We start from the raw sequence: 14,554 nt of genomic DNA, 5'->3' as shown, positions 1-14,554 counted from the left end.
CCCCCCCCCGCCGACGAGCTGGAGCAGTGCTTCGCGGAGCCGGAGACCGGGCCGCTCACCCAGCGGCTGGGCCATGCGCTGGACCGCTACCTGGCGTTCGTCGACCAGCACGACGCCGGGTTCAGCGCCCTCCTCCAGGGTGGCAGCGTCGTGGAGACCTCCCGGACGTCCGCGATCGTGGACGAGGTGCGGCGCGCCGCGGCCGCGCAGATCCTGCGGCATGTGGGCGAGCCGGAGCCGGGCCCGCGGCTGCGGATGACCGTCCGGATGTGGATCACCGCCGTGGAGGCCGCCTCGCTGATCTGGCTCGACGAGGACAAGCAGCCGCCGCTCGACGAGTTGCGCGACTGGCTGGTGGACCACTTCGTCGCCCTGCTGACGGCGACCGCGGCCCGCGACCCGCAGACCGCGCGGGTGACGGCGGCGGCGCTGCGGCTGGAGACCGCCCAGGGCCCGGCCGGCGATCTGGCACGCCGCGTCCTGCCTCTCGTCAGCGAGGCCGTACACCTGCTGTGACCTGCGGCTTTATCACACCGGTCGAGGGACGCGCCCGGGCGGGCCACCGCCCCGCCCGGCGCCCCGCGGTGTGACACTGGGTCGGTGCGAAGCGAGAACACCCTGTTTGTCGGCGGGCCCCTGGACGGCCGGGTCCTCCCGGTCCTGGTCGGCCCGACCGGCCAGCCGCCGAAGACGTACGAGATCCCGGTGCCGAACGACGACGGCCGCCCGCCGACGCTGCATGTCTACCGCCGGGTCCCCGGCCGGGTGGGGCGCCTCGGCCTGCCGCGCGGCTGGAAGTACGAGTACGACCCGGAGGGCATCGCCACTGGCGGCCCCAAGTGGCCCTGGACCAAGCGCGGTTGAGCAGAGGCCGAGAACCGGCCGGCGGACCGTCCCCGGGTCCGCCGGCCGGAGTCCGGGCGCGGCGTCAGGCCGTGAGCGAGGCGAGGTAGGCGCCGGTCTTGTCGGGCTCGAAGAAGAAGTTCTCGAAGTCGGACGGGTCGTCGAAGCCGTTGGCGAACCGGTCGGCGACCGGCTGGAGCTGGCCGGCCGCGCCGATGAGGTTCAGCACGTGCTCCGGCGGCGGGCCCAGCATCGCGTTGGTCCACTTGGTGACGTGCTGCGCGGTGTTCCAGTAGCGGTCGAAGGTCTCCTGCATCCAGGCCCCGTCGAACGGCTGCTCACCGCGCTCCACGATGGAGGCGAGGTAGGACGCCGCGCACTTGGCGGCCGAGTTGGAGCCCTGGCCGGTGATCGGGTCGTTGGCGACCACGACGTCCGCGACGCCCAGCACCAGACCGCCGGAGGGCAGCTTGCCGACGGGGTTGCGGACGGTCGGAGCGTAGCGGCCGGCCAGCGTGCCGTTGGCGTCGGTCAGTTCGACCCCGGTGGCGCGGGCGTACTCCCAGGGCAGGAACGTCTCCATCAGCTCCAGGGTCTTCGCCAGGTGCTCGCCGGGGTCCTTGATGCCCTGGAACGCGTCCAGCGGGCCACCGGGGATGCCCTCCCAGAAGAGGATGTCGGCGCGGCCCGAGGTCGTCAGGGTCGGCATGACGAACAGCTCGCCGACGCCGGGGACGAGGTTGCAGCGGACCGCCTCGAACTCGGGGTGCTCGGGGCGCGGTCCCAGGCCGTGGACGTAGGAGACCGCGAGGGCCCGCTGCGGAGCGTCGTACGGCGAACGGGCGGCGTCTCGGCCGAACATGGACACCAGCTCGCCCTTGCCGGCCGAGACCAGCGTCAGGTCGTAGCGGCTCGCGAAGAAGTCCAGGTCGGAGACGGCCGCGCCGTGGATGACCAACTGGCCGCCGCGCTGTGCGAAGGTCTCCATCCAGCCGGCCATCTTGACCCGCTGGTCGACGGACTGGGCGTAGCCGTCGAGCCGGCCGACCCAGTCGATGGCGCGCTGCGAGCCGTCGGGCCCTTCGTGGCTGCCGGGGGCGGCGACCGAGACGCCCAGGCCCTCGATGCGCGGGGCCTGGCTCTCCCAGAAGTTGATCGCCAGATCGCGCTCGTGCTGGAGGGCCGTGTGGAACATGCACTGCGTCGACATGACCCGGCCGGAGCGGATCTCGTCGGCGGTGCGGTTGGACATGAGGGTGACCTCGTAGCCCTGGGACTGGAGACCGAGGGCGAGTTGGAGACCGGACTGGCCGGCTCCGACGATGAGTATCTTCCGCATGGCGGGGCTCTTCTCTGCTACTGCTGTTCGGGGGTGAGGGGTGGCGGGGGTGGGGGGAGGCTAATCGGGCGTGGCCGCCAGCGCGTGGCCGACCAGCGCGAGCAGCGACTCGATCACCGTGGCCCGGCGCCGCGCGTCCATGATCACGACGGGCACCTCGGGCGGTACGGTCAGCGCGTCGCGGACGTCGTCCTCCGCGTACGCGTCGGTCCCCTCGAAGTGGTTGACGGCGACGATGTACGGCAGTTGGCAGCTCTCGAAGTAGTCCAGCGCCGGGAAGCAGTCCTCCAGCCGCCGGGTGTCCGCCATCACTATCGCGCCGATCGCACCGCGCACCAGGTCGTCCCACATGAACCAGAAGCGCTGCTGGCCGGGCGTGCCGAAGAGGTACAGCACCAGGTCTTGGTCGAGAGTGATCCGGCCGAAGTCCATCGCGACCGTGGTGGTGGTCTTGTCCGGGGTCGCGGACAGGTCGTCCGTCTCGGCGCTGGCCTGGGTCATCAGCGCCTCGGTCTGCAGCGGGGTGATCTCCGAGACCGAGCCGACGAAGGTGGTCTTGCCGACGCCGAAGCCGCCCGCCACCACGATCTTGGTGGCGACCGGCGCCCGCGAGCGGTCCGTCTGCCAGCTCTGCAGCCCCGCGTCGGCGGCGGTGGCCGCCTGGTCGGACGCTCCCACGGAACCGGCGGGCGAGTTCGTTCCGGCCGATATCGTGTCAGAGCCTGTGAAGTCCACTCAGCACCCTTTCGAGCAGCGCGCGTTCGGGCCGGCCGGTGCCGTGCCCGGTGCCGTAGACGCGAATCTTTCCCTGGTCGGCGAGGTCGCTGAGCAGGACGCGGACCACACCCAGCGGCATCTTGAGCAGCGCGGAGATCTCCGCGACCGAGCGCATCCGGCGGCACAGCTCGACGATCGCCCGCATTTCGGGCATCACGCGGTCCAGCCAGCCGGCCCCCGACGAGGCGGTGAGCTCGCGGCGCTCCTCGGGGGCGTCCAGCGCGGCCACGAACGTCTCGACGAGCAGCACATGGCCGAACCGCGTCCGGCCTCCGGTGAGCGAGTACGGGCGGACCCGCGCGGGTTTGCGGTCCCCGCCGCGCACCGGGAGTTTGGGCGCCTTGGTCATGCCGATCCCTCGCTCCGCTCGGCCTCGCACGCGCTCGCCGCGCGGCTCTCGACGGCTCGCTCGCTTCGTTCGCTCACTGGACGTTCTCCATCGACTTGCGCAGTTCGGTGCGGAGTTCGGGGGTCAGGACGTGGCCGGCCCGGCCGACGAACAGCGCCATGTGGTAGGCGATGACGCTCATGTCGCAGTCCGGGGCGGCGTGCACCCCGAGCAGCGAACCGTCGCTGATCGCCATGACGAACAGGCTGCCCTCTTCCATCGCGACCATCGTCTGCTTGACGGCCCCGCCGTCCATCAGCTTCGCCGCCCCGGTGGTGAGGCTGCCGAGCCCGGACACGATGGTGGCCAGGTCGGCGCTGGAGCCCTTGGGCCCGTCGCTGTCACCCGGGCGGGCCGGCGGGGCGTCCGCTCTCCCGGGGTCGGAGGACAGCAGCAGCAGGCCGTCGGAGGAGACCACCGCGACCGAGCGGATGCCGGGGACCTCGTCCACCAGGTTGGTCAACAGCCAGTGCAGGTCCCGTGCCTGACTGCTCAGGCCCTGTCCGTGCGCAGTGGGTGCTTGCGCCTTCAATCGCGTGCCTCCTCGACAACGTGGCGTTCTCCCGGGGCCCCCGCTCCGTCGGTGTCCGTCTGTGGGATGGTCTGCTCCGCTGTGCTTTCCGCGATCTCGGCCGCCACATCGCGCCGGCCCTCCCGCGCCCCCTGCTGGAATCCGCCGAGCCGGCGGCGCAGCGCCTCGGCATGGGACGTTCCGGTCCGGCGCGGTGCGGCGGGCGCCTGCTGCTGCGCCACGACCTTGGGTGTGCGCTTGGGCAGCCCGGTCGCGGTGGTCCGGCGCGGTGCCGGAGCCGGTGCCTCCGGGGCCGGAGCCGGTGCCTCCGGGGCCGCCGCGGGCGCCGGGCCGGGCTCCGGACGGCTGTGCCGTTCCGGGCCGATGGCGTAGGGGCCGGGGACCGCGTCCGGGGCGGCCTCGGCCGGGGCGGCGGGCGCCGGGGCGGCGGGCGCCGGGGTGGCGTGACGGCCCTTGCCGGGCGCCCGGGTGCCGTCGGCCGGGGACACGGTGTCCTCGGTGCGGGTGTGCTCGCCGGCGGTGCCGCCGGTGCCCGCGGGCGCGGCCGTGGCGTACGGGCCGGAGGACCGCGGGCCGTACGGGCTCGGTTCGGGCCCCTCGGCGGCGGGCGCGGTCTCCGGGGCGGCGGACGGCACGTCGGCGGCCGGGCGGACCGGCTCCGGCTCGGCCGGGGCGCCGAGCCCGGCCGCGTCGATGGCGCGCTCGGCCGCGGCCACGAACGGGTCCTCGGCGGCGGCCGGTTCGGCGGTTTCCACCGGTGCCGGCCGCGGGGCGTCCTGCGCGGCGGGCCGCGGCGCGTCCTGGGCGGCGGGCTCCTCGGCGGGCGCGGGGCCGCCCTGCGCGGCCGGCGCGGGATCCAGCCGGTTCAGCCGCGTCTGCAGGGTGTTGGAGTTCGCCTCCGCGACCGAGCCCGGCAGGCTCGGCGCGGTCCCGGCGCCGCCCTGTCCGGGCACGACGGTGCCGGGCGCCGGACGGGTGGGCAGGATCGAGCCTGGCAGCACGACGACGGCGGCGATCCCGCCCTGCTCCTGGGCGCGCAGCTGGACCCGTACGCCGTGCCGGGCGGCCAGCCGCACCACCACGTACAGGCCCAGGCCCAGCGCCTCGTCGACGGTCTCGGAGGTCGCGGCGGCCTCGCCCTCCGAGAGTCGCTCGTTGAGCTCCGCCAGCCGGTCGGGGGTCATCCCTATGCCCTCGTCCTGGACCGAGAGCATCAGCTCGCCGCTCTCCAGGAGCCAGCCGGACAGCTCGACATGGGCGTCCGGCGGCGAGAACGCGGTGGCGTTCTCCAGGAGTTCGGCGACCAGGTGGCTGACGTCGTCGGCGGCGAACCCGGCGACCTGCGAGTGCGGCGGCAGTGACCCGATGCGCACCCGCTCGTACCGCTCGATCTCGCTGACCGCGGCGCGCAGCACGTCCAGCAGCGGGACCGGCCCGGGGTGGTTGCCGCCGTGCTGCTCGGCGCCCGCCAGGACCAGCAGGTTCTCGCTGTTGCGGCGCATCCGCGCGGCGAAGTGGTCCAGCTTGAAGAGGGTTTCCAGCCGCTCCGGGTCCTGCTCGCTCTCCTCCAGCGACTCGATGACCCCGAGCTGGCGCTCGACCAGGCCGAGGGTGCGCAGCGCGAGGTTGACGAACCGGCCGTGCACGCCCGTGCGCAGCGCGGCCAGCCGCTCCTGGAGGTCGGCGACCTCCTCCTTGAGGGTCTCCGCCTGCTCCTGGAGCACCTCGCCCTGGGCCACCAGCCGCTGCCGGCCGCCTACCAGCCGCTTGCGCTCGCCCTCCAGTTCGGTGGTGCGCCGGGCCGCCTCGGCGACCTGCGCGTGCAGCGCGTTGACGGAGCGTACGGCGGCGGCGAACTCGTCGTTGCGGCCCGTGTAGTTGACGGGCTCCTCATGCGTGGGGTCCGCGGCCACCCGGCCGGCGCCGAGCCGCAGGGCGGCCAGCGGCTGGGTCATCGTGCGGGCGGCCCAGACGCCGGCGCCGACGGCCAGCAGCAGGCAGGCGCCGGCCAGCGCGATGCGGATCTCCAGCTGGTTCACATCGTCGTCGCGCAGGGTGCCCAGGCGCTGGACGTCGGCGGCGGCCATCGCGGACTGGGTGCCCCGCATCAGCCCGATCCGGGCGGTGAGCGCGGCCTGCACCCGGCTCCGGCTCAGCGCGATGGCGGCGGGGTCCAGATAGGGATGGTCGGTCAGTTGGGTCAGATAGCGCTCGGCGCCGTCGACGTCGGGGCCGTTGACGGTGCGCTGGTAGCGGTCCCGGCCGCCCTGGCTCGCGGCCTGGTTGAAGTCGTCCAGCGCGCCCTGCTCGCGGATGTGGGCGACCTGGGCGGCGGCGGTCAGCCGGGGCTGCGCACCGCCCGCCTTGAGCCCGGCCATCAGCAGCGCGCGGGTGCTGGCGGCCTGGTCGGCGGCCCGGCCGAGGGCGGGCAGCGCGCGGGTGTCGGCGTCCGCGGGGTCGGCCCGGCCGGGCAGCCCGCGGGCGATGTCGTCGCTGATCGCGCCGAGCGCCTGGACGACCTGGCTGTAGGCGTCGTGGACCTGGTCGGCGGTGGCGGACCCGGCGAGCGCCTTCTGGCGGGTCTGCGGCAGCTCCTTGAGGAGCTTGTCGGCGGCCGCGAACGCGGTGGTGGCGCCGGCCGAGCCCTGGGCGTCGGAGCGCAGCTCGCCGATCTGCCGGTCCACTTGGGCGCGCTGGGAGGAGGTGGGGGCCGCGCTGAGGTTGCTGCCGGTGCGCCCGGCGGCCACGTACGCGGTCATCGCGTCGCGCTCGTCGGCGAGGGAGTGCGCCAGGGTGATGGCGTGCGCGTTGAGCTGGGCCAAATCGACCAGTTGCTGGCTGGTGTCGGCGTTGTCGGCGACGGTCGCCAGGCCGGGGGCGCCGGCTCCGAGGACGGCGACGGCGACCACCGCGACGGCTCCCATGAGCCGGTTGCGCACCCGCGCGGGGCGCCGTTCCGTACCGTCCGCGCCACTGCCCGTCGCGCCGGGAGCCGTACCCGGTACCAAGACCGGACCGGCCGGTGAACCCGGCTTCCCTGCGCCGCCCCGAAGCCGCATCTTCCGCACCGCTGCTCGCATTCCTGTCTCGCCTGCCCACGCCGTGCCGGCGTCGCGGACCCGGCTCGCTCCCGTTTCGCGGGGCGGACCTGCGCGAAAACCGCGGCAGCGCACACAATTCCGCGAAGGGGAACAGCCCGGCTGTGCGCGTCGCGACGAACGTCCTGGCCCACCCCATTTGATCCGGGAAATGACCATTCCATCGGCGCCGCGCAGTGGCTCGGCAACACATGCCCGGCCACCTGAACGAGTGAACATCAAACGGAGTTTGACCATCAACTTCCGCGCGGTACCAATTCTGGCCGCAACCTCGCGCAGCCCCCGGACGGGTTTGGAGATGCGTGCCGGTCCTGGAAGGATGCGCGCCCGCAGCCGGACGTTCGGCCCGCCCGACCCGACGGCACCCCGCTGACCTGGCCGTACGCCACCACCGCAGGCAGCGCCCGGCCACAGTCGCGATCCGGCCACCTCCGGCAGACTTTCCGCCATGCGCATCGAACTCGCGACAGAGCCGGGCGATCCCCAACGCCCAAACGAGGACTACGCGTCCGTCGCCCTGCCCGCCTCCGGCCAGGGCGGCGTCCTGATCCTGCTGGACGGCGTGACACCCCCCGAAGGGGACTACGGGTGCGTCCATTCCGTGCCGTGGTTCACCGCGCGACTCGGCGGCGCAATGCTCGAACTGTCGGTTTCACACCGGGATATGACGCTCACTGAGGTGCTCGCCGCGGCCATCTCCAGGACGGCCGAGAATCATCGGGACACCTGTGACCTTTCTCACCCTCGCACTCCGCAGGCAACGGTGGTCGCCGCGCGCTGGTCCGACCGCACCGTCGACCACCTGGTGCTCTCCGATTCCGTCCTGCTTCTGGAGAAGGCGGACGGCTCGGTGCATCCCGTACAGGACACCCGGCTCGGCGAACTCCCGCCCGCGGTCCGCGAACAGCGCGCCGCCGTACGGGCCCTGCCGCGCGGCTCCGCCGAACGCGCCGCCGCGGCCGGCGCCTACGTCCGCGCGGTCGAGGCACTGCGCAACGCCGAGGGCGGCTTCTTCACCGCCGCCGCCGACCCGGCCGTCGCCGCCCGCGCGGTCACCGGCAGCACCCCGCGCGCGCGGCTGCGCTCGCTGACCGCGCTCAGCGACGGCGCGAGCCGCTGGGTCGAGGTCTTCCGGGAGGGCTCCTGGGCGGACTGCGTGGCGCTGGTGGCCACGTCCGGCCCGCAGGCGCTGATCGACCGGGTACGGGCGGCCGAGGCCGCCGACCCGGAGGGCGCCGCACACCCCCGGGGGAAGGCCCGGGACGATGCGGCGGTGGTCCACGTGGCCCCGTGACCGGACCGCGGCCGGGCGGCTCCGGCCACCGCTACCGGCACCGCCCCCGGCCGTCCTCCCCGGGCAGCCCCTCCCCTTCTCTCTCGCGTTCCCCCTCCTGCTCCCCTTGCTCCCCGGGCTCGCCCTCCTGTTCCTGCTCGGCGTTCAGCCGGTGCAGCAGGCGGGCGAGTTCGGCGACCTCGGCGCGGTCCCAGGAGGCCAGCCGGCGGGCATAGCGGGCGCGCCGGGCGGTGCGGACGCGGTCGAAGCGCGCGCGGCCCTCGTCGGTGATCCGCACCAGGACCGCGCGGCCGTCGGCCGGGTCCGGTTCGCGGGCGACCAGCCCGAGCCGCTCCAGGGCGTGCAGCTGGCGGCTTATGGTCGCCTTGCCGACGCCGAAGAAGCCGGCGAGGTCGGTGGCGCGCTGGGATCCGGCGTCGGCGAGCCGGATCAGCAGGCCGTAGGCGGCCGATTCGAGGTCGGGGTGCACCTCGCGGGACATCTCGCCGGACGAGGCGCGGGCGCGGCGGAGGAATACAGCCAACTCGCGCTCCAGGGCCAGGAACACGTGGTCCACGCCCATCGGTTCGCCGTCCGCCGTACCGCCGGCTCCGGTGTTGTGCACGTCAGCGCCCTTTCCCGCGTTTTCCTCTATTTCCAGCAATTCCCGCGTTTCACTGCCTGAAAATTTCTCTTCCGGGCCGCCGAAACCGCAGTTGGGCCAGTATTTCGCAGGATTAGACCAACGGAAGCCCCACGACCCTCTTTTGGCACGGGGGTCTACGCGCGTATCGTCTGATCTGGCATGGCCACACCAATCAGTGGTGCCAGTTCCTCCCCCCTCAAGGTCATTTCTCCGCAACGTCACCGCAGCGAGATCCACCGAGATCCACGGAGGCACGTATGCCCGTGCTCAGATCCGGAACCCCCCACCGCCCCGTGCACTCCCTCGCGACCGCGGCCGGAGCCCTCCTGGCGACCGTCGCCCTGCTCCTCGGCCTGCCCGGTACGGCCGGCGCGGCGGCCGGCCGGCACACCCCCGAACCCGCCCACCCCGACCAGGACTGGGCCGGCTCCCAGGTCGCCCGGCACGAGGGCGCCACGACCGGAATCCTGCCGCCGCCCTCGCTCACCGCGTCCGTCGAGGGCGTCGACGTCAGCAGCCACAACGGCAACGTCGCCTGGTCCACCCTCTGGAACAGCGGCGTCCGGTTCGCCTACGTCAAGGCGACCGAGTCCACCAGCTACACCAGCCCGTACTTCGCGCAGCAGTACAACGGCTCCTATCGCGCCGGCATGATCCGCGGCGCCTACCACTTCGCCACTCCCGACACCTCCGGCGGCGCCGCCCAAGCCGCCTACTTCGTCGCCCACGGCGGCGGCTGGTCCAAGGACGGCAGAACGCTGCCCGGCGCCCTGGACATGGAGTACAACCCCTACGGCGCGACCTGCTACGGGCTCAGCCCGACCGGCCTCGTCAACTGGATGAAGGACTGGTTCGCCACCTACAAGGCGCGCACCGGCCGGGACGCCGTGCTCTACACCTCCACCGGCTGGTGGAAGCAGTGCACCGGCAACTCCGCGGCCTTCGGCCGGATCAACCCGCTGTGGGTGCCGCGCTACGGCTCCTCGGTCGGCGAACTCCCGGCCGGCTGGGGCTTCCACACCATCTGGCAGTACACCTCGACCGGCCCGGCGGTCGGTGACCACAACCGCTTCAACGGGTCGATGGACCGCCTCCGGGCGCTGGCCAACGGGTGAGCGCACGGCGGCCGGCCCGTCCCCCGCGAGGGGGGCGGGCCGGCCGCCGCGGGCCGTCACGCCGCGAGCGGGACCCCGGGGTCGGCCCCCTGCGCCGCCGGGGTCAGGGCCAGCTCCAGCACCTGCCGGACATCGGCGACCGGGTGCACCTCCAGCGATGCCAGGATCTCCGCGGGAACATCGTCCAGATCCGGTTCGTTCCGCTTGGGGATGATCACGGTCGTGATGCCCGCCCGGTGCGCCGCCAGCAGCTTCTGCTTGACGCCGCCGATCGGCAGCACCCGCCCGGTGAGCGAGACCTCGCCGGTCATCGCGACGTCCGGCCGCACCTGGCGGCCCGAGAGCAGCGAGGCCAGCGCGGTGGTCATCGTGATGCCCGCGCTGGGGCCGTCCTTGGGGACGGCACCTGCCGGTACGTGCAGATGCACCCCGCGCTCCTTGAGGTCACCGACCGGGAGTTCCAGCTCCGCGCCGTGCGAGCGCAGGAAGGACAGCGCGATGTGCGCCGACTCCTTCATCACGTCGCCCAGCTGGCCGGTCAGTTGCAGCCCCGACGCCCCGGTCTCCGGATCCGCCAGCGACGCCTCCACGTAGAGCACGTCGCCGCCGGCGCCGGTGACCGCGAGGCCGGTGACCACACCGGGCACCGCGGTCCGCCGCTCGGCCGGGTCCTGGGCCGACTCCGGGGTGTGGTGCGGGCGCCCGATCAGCGGGCGCAGCTGCTCCACGCCGACCGTGAACGGCAGCTCCCGCTCGCCCAGTTCGTGCTGGGTCGCCACCTTGCGCAGCAGCCGGGCGACCGACCGCTCCAGATTCCGTACGCCCGCCTCGCGGGTGTACTCGCCCGCCAGCCGGCGCAGCGCCGCGTCCTCCAGGGTCACCTCGCCGGGCTCCAGGCCGGCCCGCTCCAGCTGGCGCGGCAGCAGGTGGTCCCGGGCGATGACGACCTTCTCGTCCTCGGTGTAGCCGTCGAGCCGGACCAGCTCCATCCGGTCCAGCAGCGGCTCCGGGATGGACTCCAGGACGTTGGCGGTGGCCAGGAACACCACGTCGGACAGGTCCAGTTCGACCTCCAGGTAGTGGTCCCGGAAGGTGTGGTTCTGGGCCGGGTCCAGTACCTCCAGGAGGGCGGCGGCCGGGTCGCCCCGGTAGTCCGAGCCCACCTTGTCGATCTCGTCGAGGAGGACCACCGGGTTCATCGAACCGGCCTCCTTGACGGCCCGCACGATCCGGCCGGGGAGCGCGCCGACATACGTCCGCCGGTGGCCGCGGATCTCCGCCTCGTCCCGTACGCCGCCGAGCGCGACCCGGACGAACTTCCGCCCCATGGCCCGCGCGACGGATTCACCGAGCGAGGTCTTGCCGACGCCGGGCGGTCCCACGAGAGCCAGCACCGCGCCGCCCGCCCGTCGCCCACCACCACCCCGGCCCGAATCGCTGCGCGATGCCCCTTTCGATGGGCCCCCGACGAGCCCCAGCCCGCGCTCCGACCGCCGCTTGCGCACCGCCAGATACTCGCTGATCCGCTCCTTGACGTCCACCAGCCCGGAGTGGTCGGCGTCCAGGACCCGCCGGGCACCGGCGATGTCGTAGGCGTCCTCGGTGCGTTCGTTCCACGGCAGTTCCAGGACGGTGTCCAGCCAGGTGCGGATCCAGGAGCCCTCCGGGCTCTGGTCGCTGGCCCGCTCCAGCTTGTCGACCTCCTTCAGGGCGGCCTTGCGGACCTCCTCCGGCAGGTCGGCGGCCTCGACCCGGGCGCGGTAGTCGCCCCCCTCGTCCTCGGGATCGCCGTTCAGCTCGGCCAGTTCCCTGCGGACCGCCTCCAGTTGCCGCCGCAGCAGGAACTCCCGCTGCTGCTTGTCGACGCCCTCCTGGACGTCCTTGGCGATGGACTCGGCCACGTCCTGCTCGGCCAGATGGGAGCGCAGCACCTCGGTGGCGTACTTCAGGCGGGCGACCGGGTCGGTGGTCTCCAGCAGCCGGAGCTTCTGCTCGGTGGTCAGGAACGGCAGGTATCCGGAGTTGTCGGCGAGCGTCGGCACGTCGTCGATGCCGGCGACCCGGTCGACGACCTGCCAGGCCCCGCGCTTGCGGAGCCAGCTGGTGGCCAACGCCTTGTATTCCGTGACCAGTTCGGCGACCGCCCCCGGGAGGGGCTCGGGCGCCTTCTCCTCGACGGGGGTCCCCTCCACCCACAGCGCGGCCCCCGGCCCGGTCGTGCCCGAGCCGATCCGCACCCGGCCCAGGCCGCGGATCAGCGCCCCGGGGTCGCCGTCGGACAGCCGCCCGACCTGCTCGATCCTCCCCAGCGTGCCGATCGCCGCGTACGTCCCGTCGACCCGGGGCACAAGCAGCACCCTCGGCTTGTTACCCGAAGGCCCCGAAGGACCCGAAGACACGGCGGCCTGCGCGGCCTCCACCGCCGCCCGTACGTCGGCGTCGGACAGGTCCAGCGGCACCACCATGCCGGGCAGGACGACCTCGTCATCGAGGGGCAGCACGGGCAGGGTGAGCGATGCGGATGCCGGCGACTCAGCAGTCATGATCTCCCCTTCGGCAAGCAAGTTGAGCTTTATCCACTCAATGCCAGGGCGTCCACGGATGTTCCGGCCACGCGTTCGCTGTGAGCGATCAACGGGGCAACTGGGCGCGGGCACACGCGCGGAGGGCCCGACCGCAGGGAAGTGGGGAGGAAGAAGCAGCGGGGAGAAGAGGACGGGCTACCGGGCTACCAGTGGGCGGGGCGGCGCAGCCCCGGCGGCAGCTTGGTGGCCGCATCGCCACGGGCCGCGTTCACCTGCGCCTGGGTCAGGAAGATGCTGCCCGTCAGATCCGCACCGCGCAGATCGGCATCCCGCAGATCGGCCCCGATCAGGTCGGCGCTGCGCAGATCGGCGCCCTGGAGGTCGGCGGCGATCAGGTAGGCCCCCCGGAGGTTGGCTCCCCGCAGCTGCGCGCCCTTGAGCCGGGCGCCCATCAGGTCGGCCCCCCGCCGCTCCTTCTTGCGGCCCGGGACCTGCGCCCGTACGAGTTCGCTGACCCGCAGCAGCAGGGCGTTGACCTCGCCCCGGTGGGCGGCCACGTCCACGCCGGCCAGTTCCTCGGCGCCGCCGAGCGTCAGCCGCTCGGTCGTCTCCTGTACGGCCCGCAGCTCGCGGTGCACCGGACGGGCCGCCGGCAGCGTCAGCGCCTCGGCCAGGTACCAGAGCAGCTCGTGCAGCTGCCGCATCACGCCGAACGCGGCGAACATCGCCCGGGCGGTCCCCGGCGCCTGCCGCCAGTCCTTCCCCTCGAAGGTGACCTGGGAGACCTTCTGGCCGGCGCCGAAGCACTCGAAGACGGTGCAGCCGGAGAAGCCGCGCGGCCGCAGCTCGGCGTGGATCCCGCAGCGGAAGTCGGTCCCCAGGTTCGGGCAGGGCCGCCCGGCCTCCTTGTCGACCGCGAAGTCCGCCGAGGCCGCGAACGGCAGCGCCACACAGCACAGCCCGAAGCAGCTGCCGCAGTCGGAGAGCAGCGGGAGCCGAGCGGCGTCCGGGGCCTGCGGAGGCGTCGGTTCGCGGTCCTTCGACGGGCGGCGGTCGTGCGACACGGCTCTTCTCTGCTCCTACGGCCGGCGGGCGCGCTCGGTCGTGGCGCCCGCGAAGGGCACCATTCTCCGCCACGACGCGGCGGTCTCCGTAAGGAATTGACGGTCTCCGCGAAGAAGTGGCGGCGCCGGGCGCGCGGGGCGCCTCAGTACGTTCGCGGGGCGCGCAGGGCCGGGTGCCCCAGGTCCCCGAGGAGCGGCGCGGGCCCGGCGCGCTGGTCGCGCCAGCGGCGCAGCAGCGGCCAGGCGGCCACGCCCAGGGCGAGCGAGAGCAGATGGCCCCAGTCGGTCATCGGGTCGACAGAGGTCAGCAGATCGGTGACGCCCATGGAGCCGACGGCGGCGAGCAGGGGCCAGCGCAGCCAGCCGGGCAGCAGGACCGCCAGGGCTCCCGTGCAGGTCATCACGCCGAAGCTGATGCCGTAGTCGAGGCGGTGCAGCGCACTGTCCGGCAGCCGGCCCGCGGCCACGGAGAAGCCGACCGGCATTTCGGTGGCGAGGGTGGCCAGCGCATGCCCGCCGAAGAAGACCGCGGCGGTGCGCGGCCCGCCGATCCGCCGCTCCAGGGCCGTCACCACGACGAGGAAGACCAGGGCGAACGAGGAGCCGAGTCCGCCCGCTATCCACAGGGCGCTGGCGACCAGCACCAGCAGCGGGTCGTGCGCGAGATGGGTCACGTCCGTACTGGAGCCCTGGAGCAGCGAGGCGACCAGGGCGGGGTCGCCGTGGTCGGCGAAGAGCGAGGTGGCGACGAGCAGCAGCGCGTAGCCGAAGGTGAAGGGGGTGCCGGTGGGAGTGGGGAGCAGCCGCCAGGGCCTCAGTCCCGTCCACGGGCGGCGGGCGTCGGCGTCCGGCGCCGCACCGCCGGCGGCGTCCGCGGCCGCCGTGGCCGGCGCCACCGCCGCCACCGCCGCGTCGCCGCGCTGCCGGGGCATGCCCGCGAGGATCACCGGCGCG

13 protein-coding genes are annotated in these 14,554 nt (G+C 73.7%); 4 read left to right on the top strand and 9 right to left on the bottom strand.

Translation table 11 applies throughout. From position 1 onward, the window contains the following. Both ACO1BR_RS05300 and ACO1BR_RS05295 read left to right on the top strand, forming a co-directional pair. On the top strand, positions 1 to 516 hold a 516-nt coding region (locus tag ACO1BR_RS05300; RefSeq protein ID WP_426793829.1), incomplete at its 5' end, for a TetR/AcrR family transcriptional regulator. Positions 517 to 600: 84 nt separating this feature from the next. After that, entirely contained in the window at positions 601 to 864 is a 264-nt protein-coding gene (locus ACO1BR_RS05295; protein WP_426793828.1) for a hypothetical protein, read from the top strand. 64 nt (positions 865 to 928) lie between these two features. Here ACO1BR_RS05295 and ACO1BR_RS05290 read toward each other — a convergent pair whose 3' ends face one another. The 5 genes from ACO1BR_RS05290 to ACO1BR_RS05270 form a co-directional block, all read right to left on the bottom strand. Further along, positions 929 to 2,182: a styrene monooxygenase/indole monooxygenase family protein gene (locus ACO1BR_RS05290; protein WP_426793827.1), complete on the bottom strand. Its 1,254-nt coding sequence runs from the start codon at positions 2,180 to 2,182 to the stop codon at positions 929 to 931. Between the two features lie 60 nt (positions 2,183 to 2,242). Further along, entirely contained in the window at positions 2,243 to 2,860 is a 618-nt protein-coding gene (locus ACO1BR_RS05285; protein WP_426793826.1) for a GTP-binding protein, read from the bottom strand. Between the two features lie 37 nt (positions 2,861 to 2,897). Continuing rightward, entirely contained in the window at positions 2,898 to 3,308 is a 411-nt protein-coding gene (locus tag ACO1BR_RS05280) for a DUF742 domain-containing protein (RefSeq protein ID WP_426793825.1), read from the bottom strand. 73 nt (positions 3,309 to 3,381) lie between these two features. Beyond that, positions 3,382 to 3,879: a roadblock/LC7 domain-containing protein gene (locus ACO1BR_RS05275; protein WP_426793824.1), complete on the bottom strand. Its 498-nt coding sequence runs from the start codon at positions 3,877 to 3,879 to the stop codon at positions 3,382 to 3,384. After that, a complete protein-coding gene (locus tag ACO1BR_RS05270) occupies positions 3,876 to 6,803 on the bottom strand; it encodes a nitrate- and nitrite sensing domain-containing protein (protein ID WP_426793823.1) in 2,928 nt (975 codons plus the stop codon). The genes ACO1BR_RS05275 and ACO1BR_RS05270 overlap by 4 nt, the downstream gene beginning before the upstream one ends. A gap of 622 nt (positions 6,804 to 7,425) precedes the next feature. Between ACO1BR_RS05270 and ACO1BR_RS05265 the strand changes: the two genes are divergently transcribed. After that, the gene (locus tag ACO1BR_RS05265) at positions 7,426 to 8,271 is read left to right on the top strand and encodes a hypothetical protein (RefSeq protein WP_426793822.1); all 846 of its coding nucleotides are present in this window, start codon (positions 7,426 to 7,428) and stop codon (positions 8,269 to 8,271) included. A 31-nt stretch (positions 8,272 to 8,302) separates the two neighbouring features. On the opposite strand, the gene ACO1BR_RS05260 is transcribed toward ACO1BR_RS05265, so the two are convergent. Then, positions 8,303 to 8,833: a MarR family winged helix-turn-helix transcriptional regulator gene (locus tag ACO1BR_RS05260; protein ID WP_426794005.1), complete on the bottom strand. Its 531-nt coding sequence runs from the start codon at positions 8,831 to 8,833 to the stop codon at positions 8,303 to 8,305. Between the two features lie 320 nt (positions 8,834 to 9,153). Here ACO1BR_RS05260 and ACO1BR_RS05255 point away from each other — a divergent pair, with 320 nt between their 5' ends. Further along, positions 9,154 to 10,011 (top strand): lysozyme, encoded by an 858-nt coding sequence (locus ACO1BR_RS05255; RefSeq protein ID WP_426793821.1) that lies wholly within the window; start codon positions 9,154 to 9,156, stop codon positions 10,009 to 10,011. 56 nt (positions 10,012 to 10,067) lie between these two features. Here ACO1BR_RS05255 and lon read toward each other — a convergent pair whose 3' ends face one another. From lon to ACO1BR_RS05240, 3 genes are all read right to left on the bottom strand, one after another. Continuing rightward, the gene (lon, locus tag ACO1BR_RS05250) at positions 10,068 to 12,554 is read right to left on the bottom strand and encodes an endopeptidase La (RefSeq protein WP_426793820.1); all 2,487 of its coding nucleotides are present in this window, start codon (positions 12,552 to 12,554) and stop codon (positions 10,068 to 10,070) included. A gap of 185 nt (positions 12,555 to 12,739) precedes the next feature. Continuing rightward, the gene (locus ACO1BR_RS05245) at positions 12,740 to 13,600 is read right to left on the bottom strand and encodes a pentapeptide repeat-containing protein (RefSeq protein ID WP_426793819.1); all 861 of its coding nucleotides are present in this window, start codon (positions 13,598 to 13,600) and stop codon (positions 12,740 to 12,742) included. Positions 13,601 to 13,743: 143 nt separating this feature from the next. Next, positions 13,744 to 14,547: a rhomboid-like protein gene (locus ACO1BR_RS05240; RefSeq protein WP_426794004.1), complete on the bottom strand. Its 804-nt coding sequence runs from the start codon at positions 14,545 to 14,547 to the stop codon at positions 13,744 to 13,746. Between the last annotated feature and the right edge of the window lie 7 nt (positions 14,548 to 14,554).

Origin of the sequence: Streptomyces sp. YGL11-2 (assembly GCF_050054615.1) — a bacterium.
In the GTDB taxonomy this organism is placed as follows: domain Bacteria; phylum Actinomycetota; class Actinomycetes; order Streptomycetales; family Streptomycetaceae; genus Streptomyces.
This window is presented reverse-complemented; position numbering and strand designations above follow the sequence as displayed.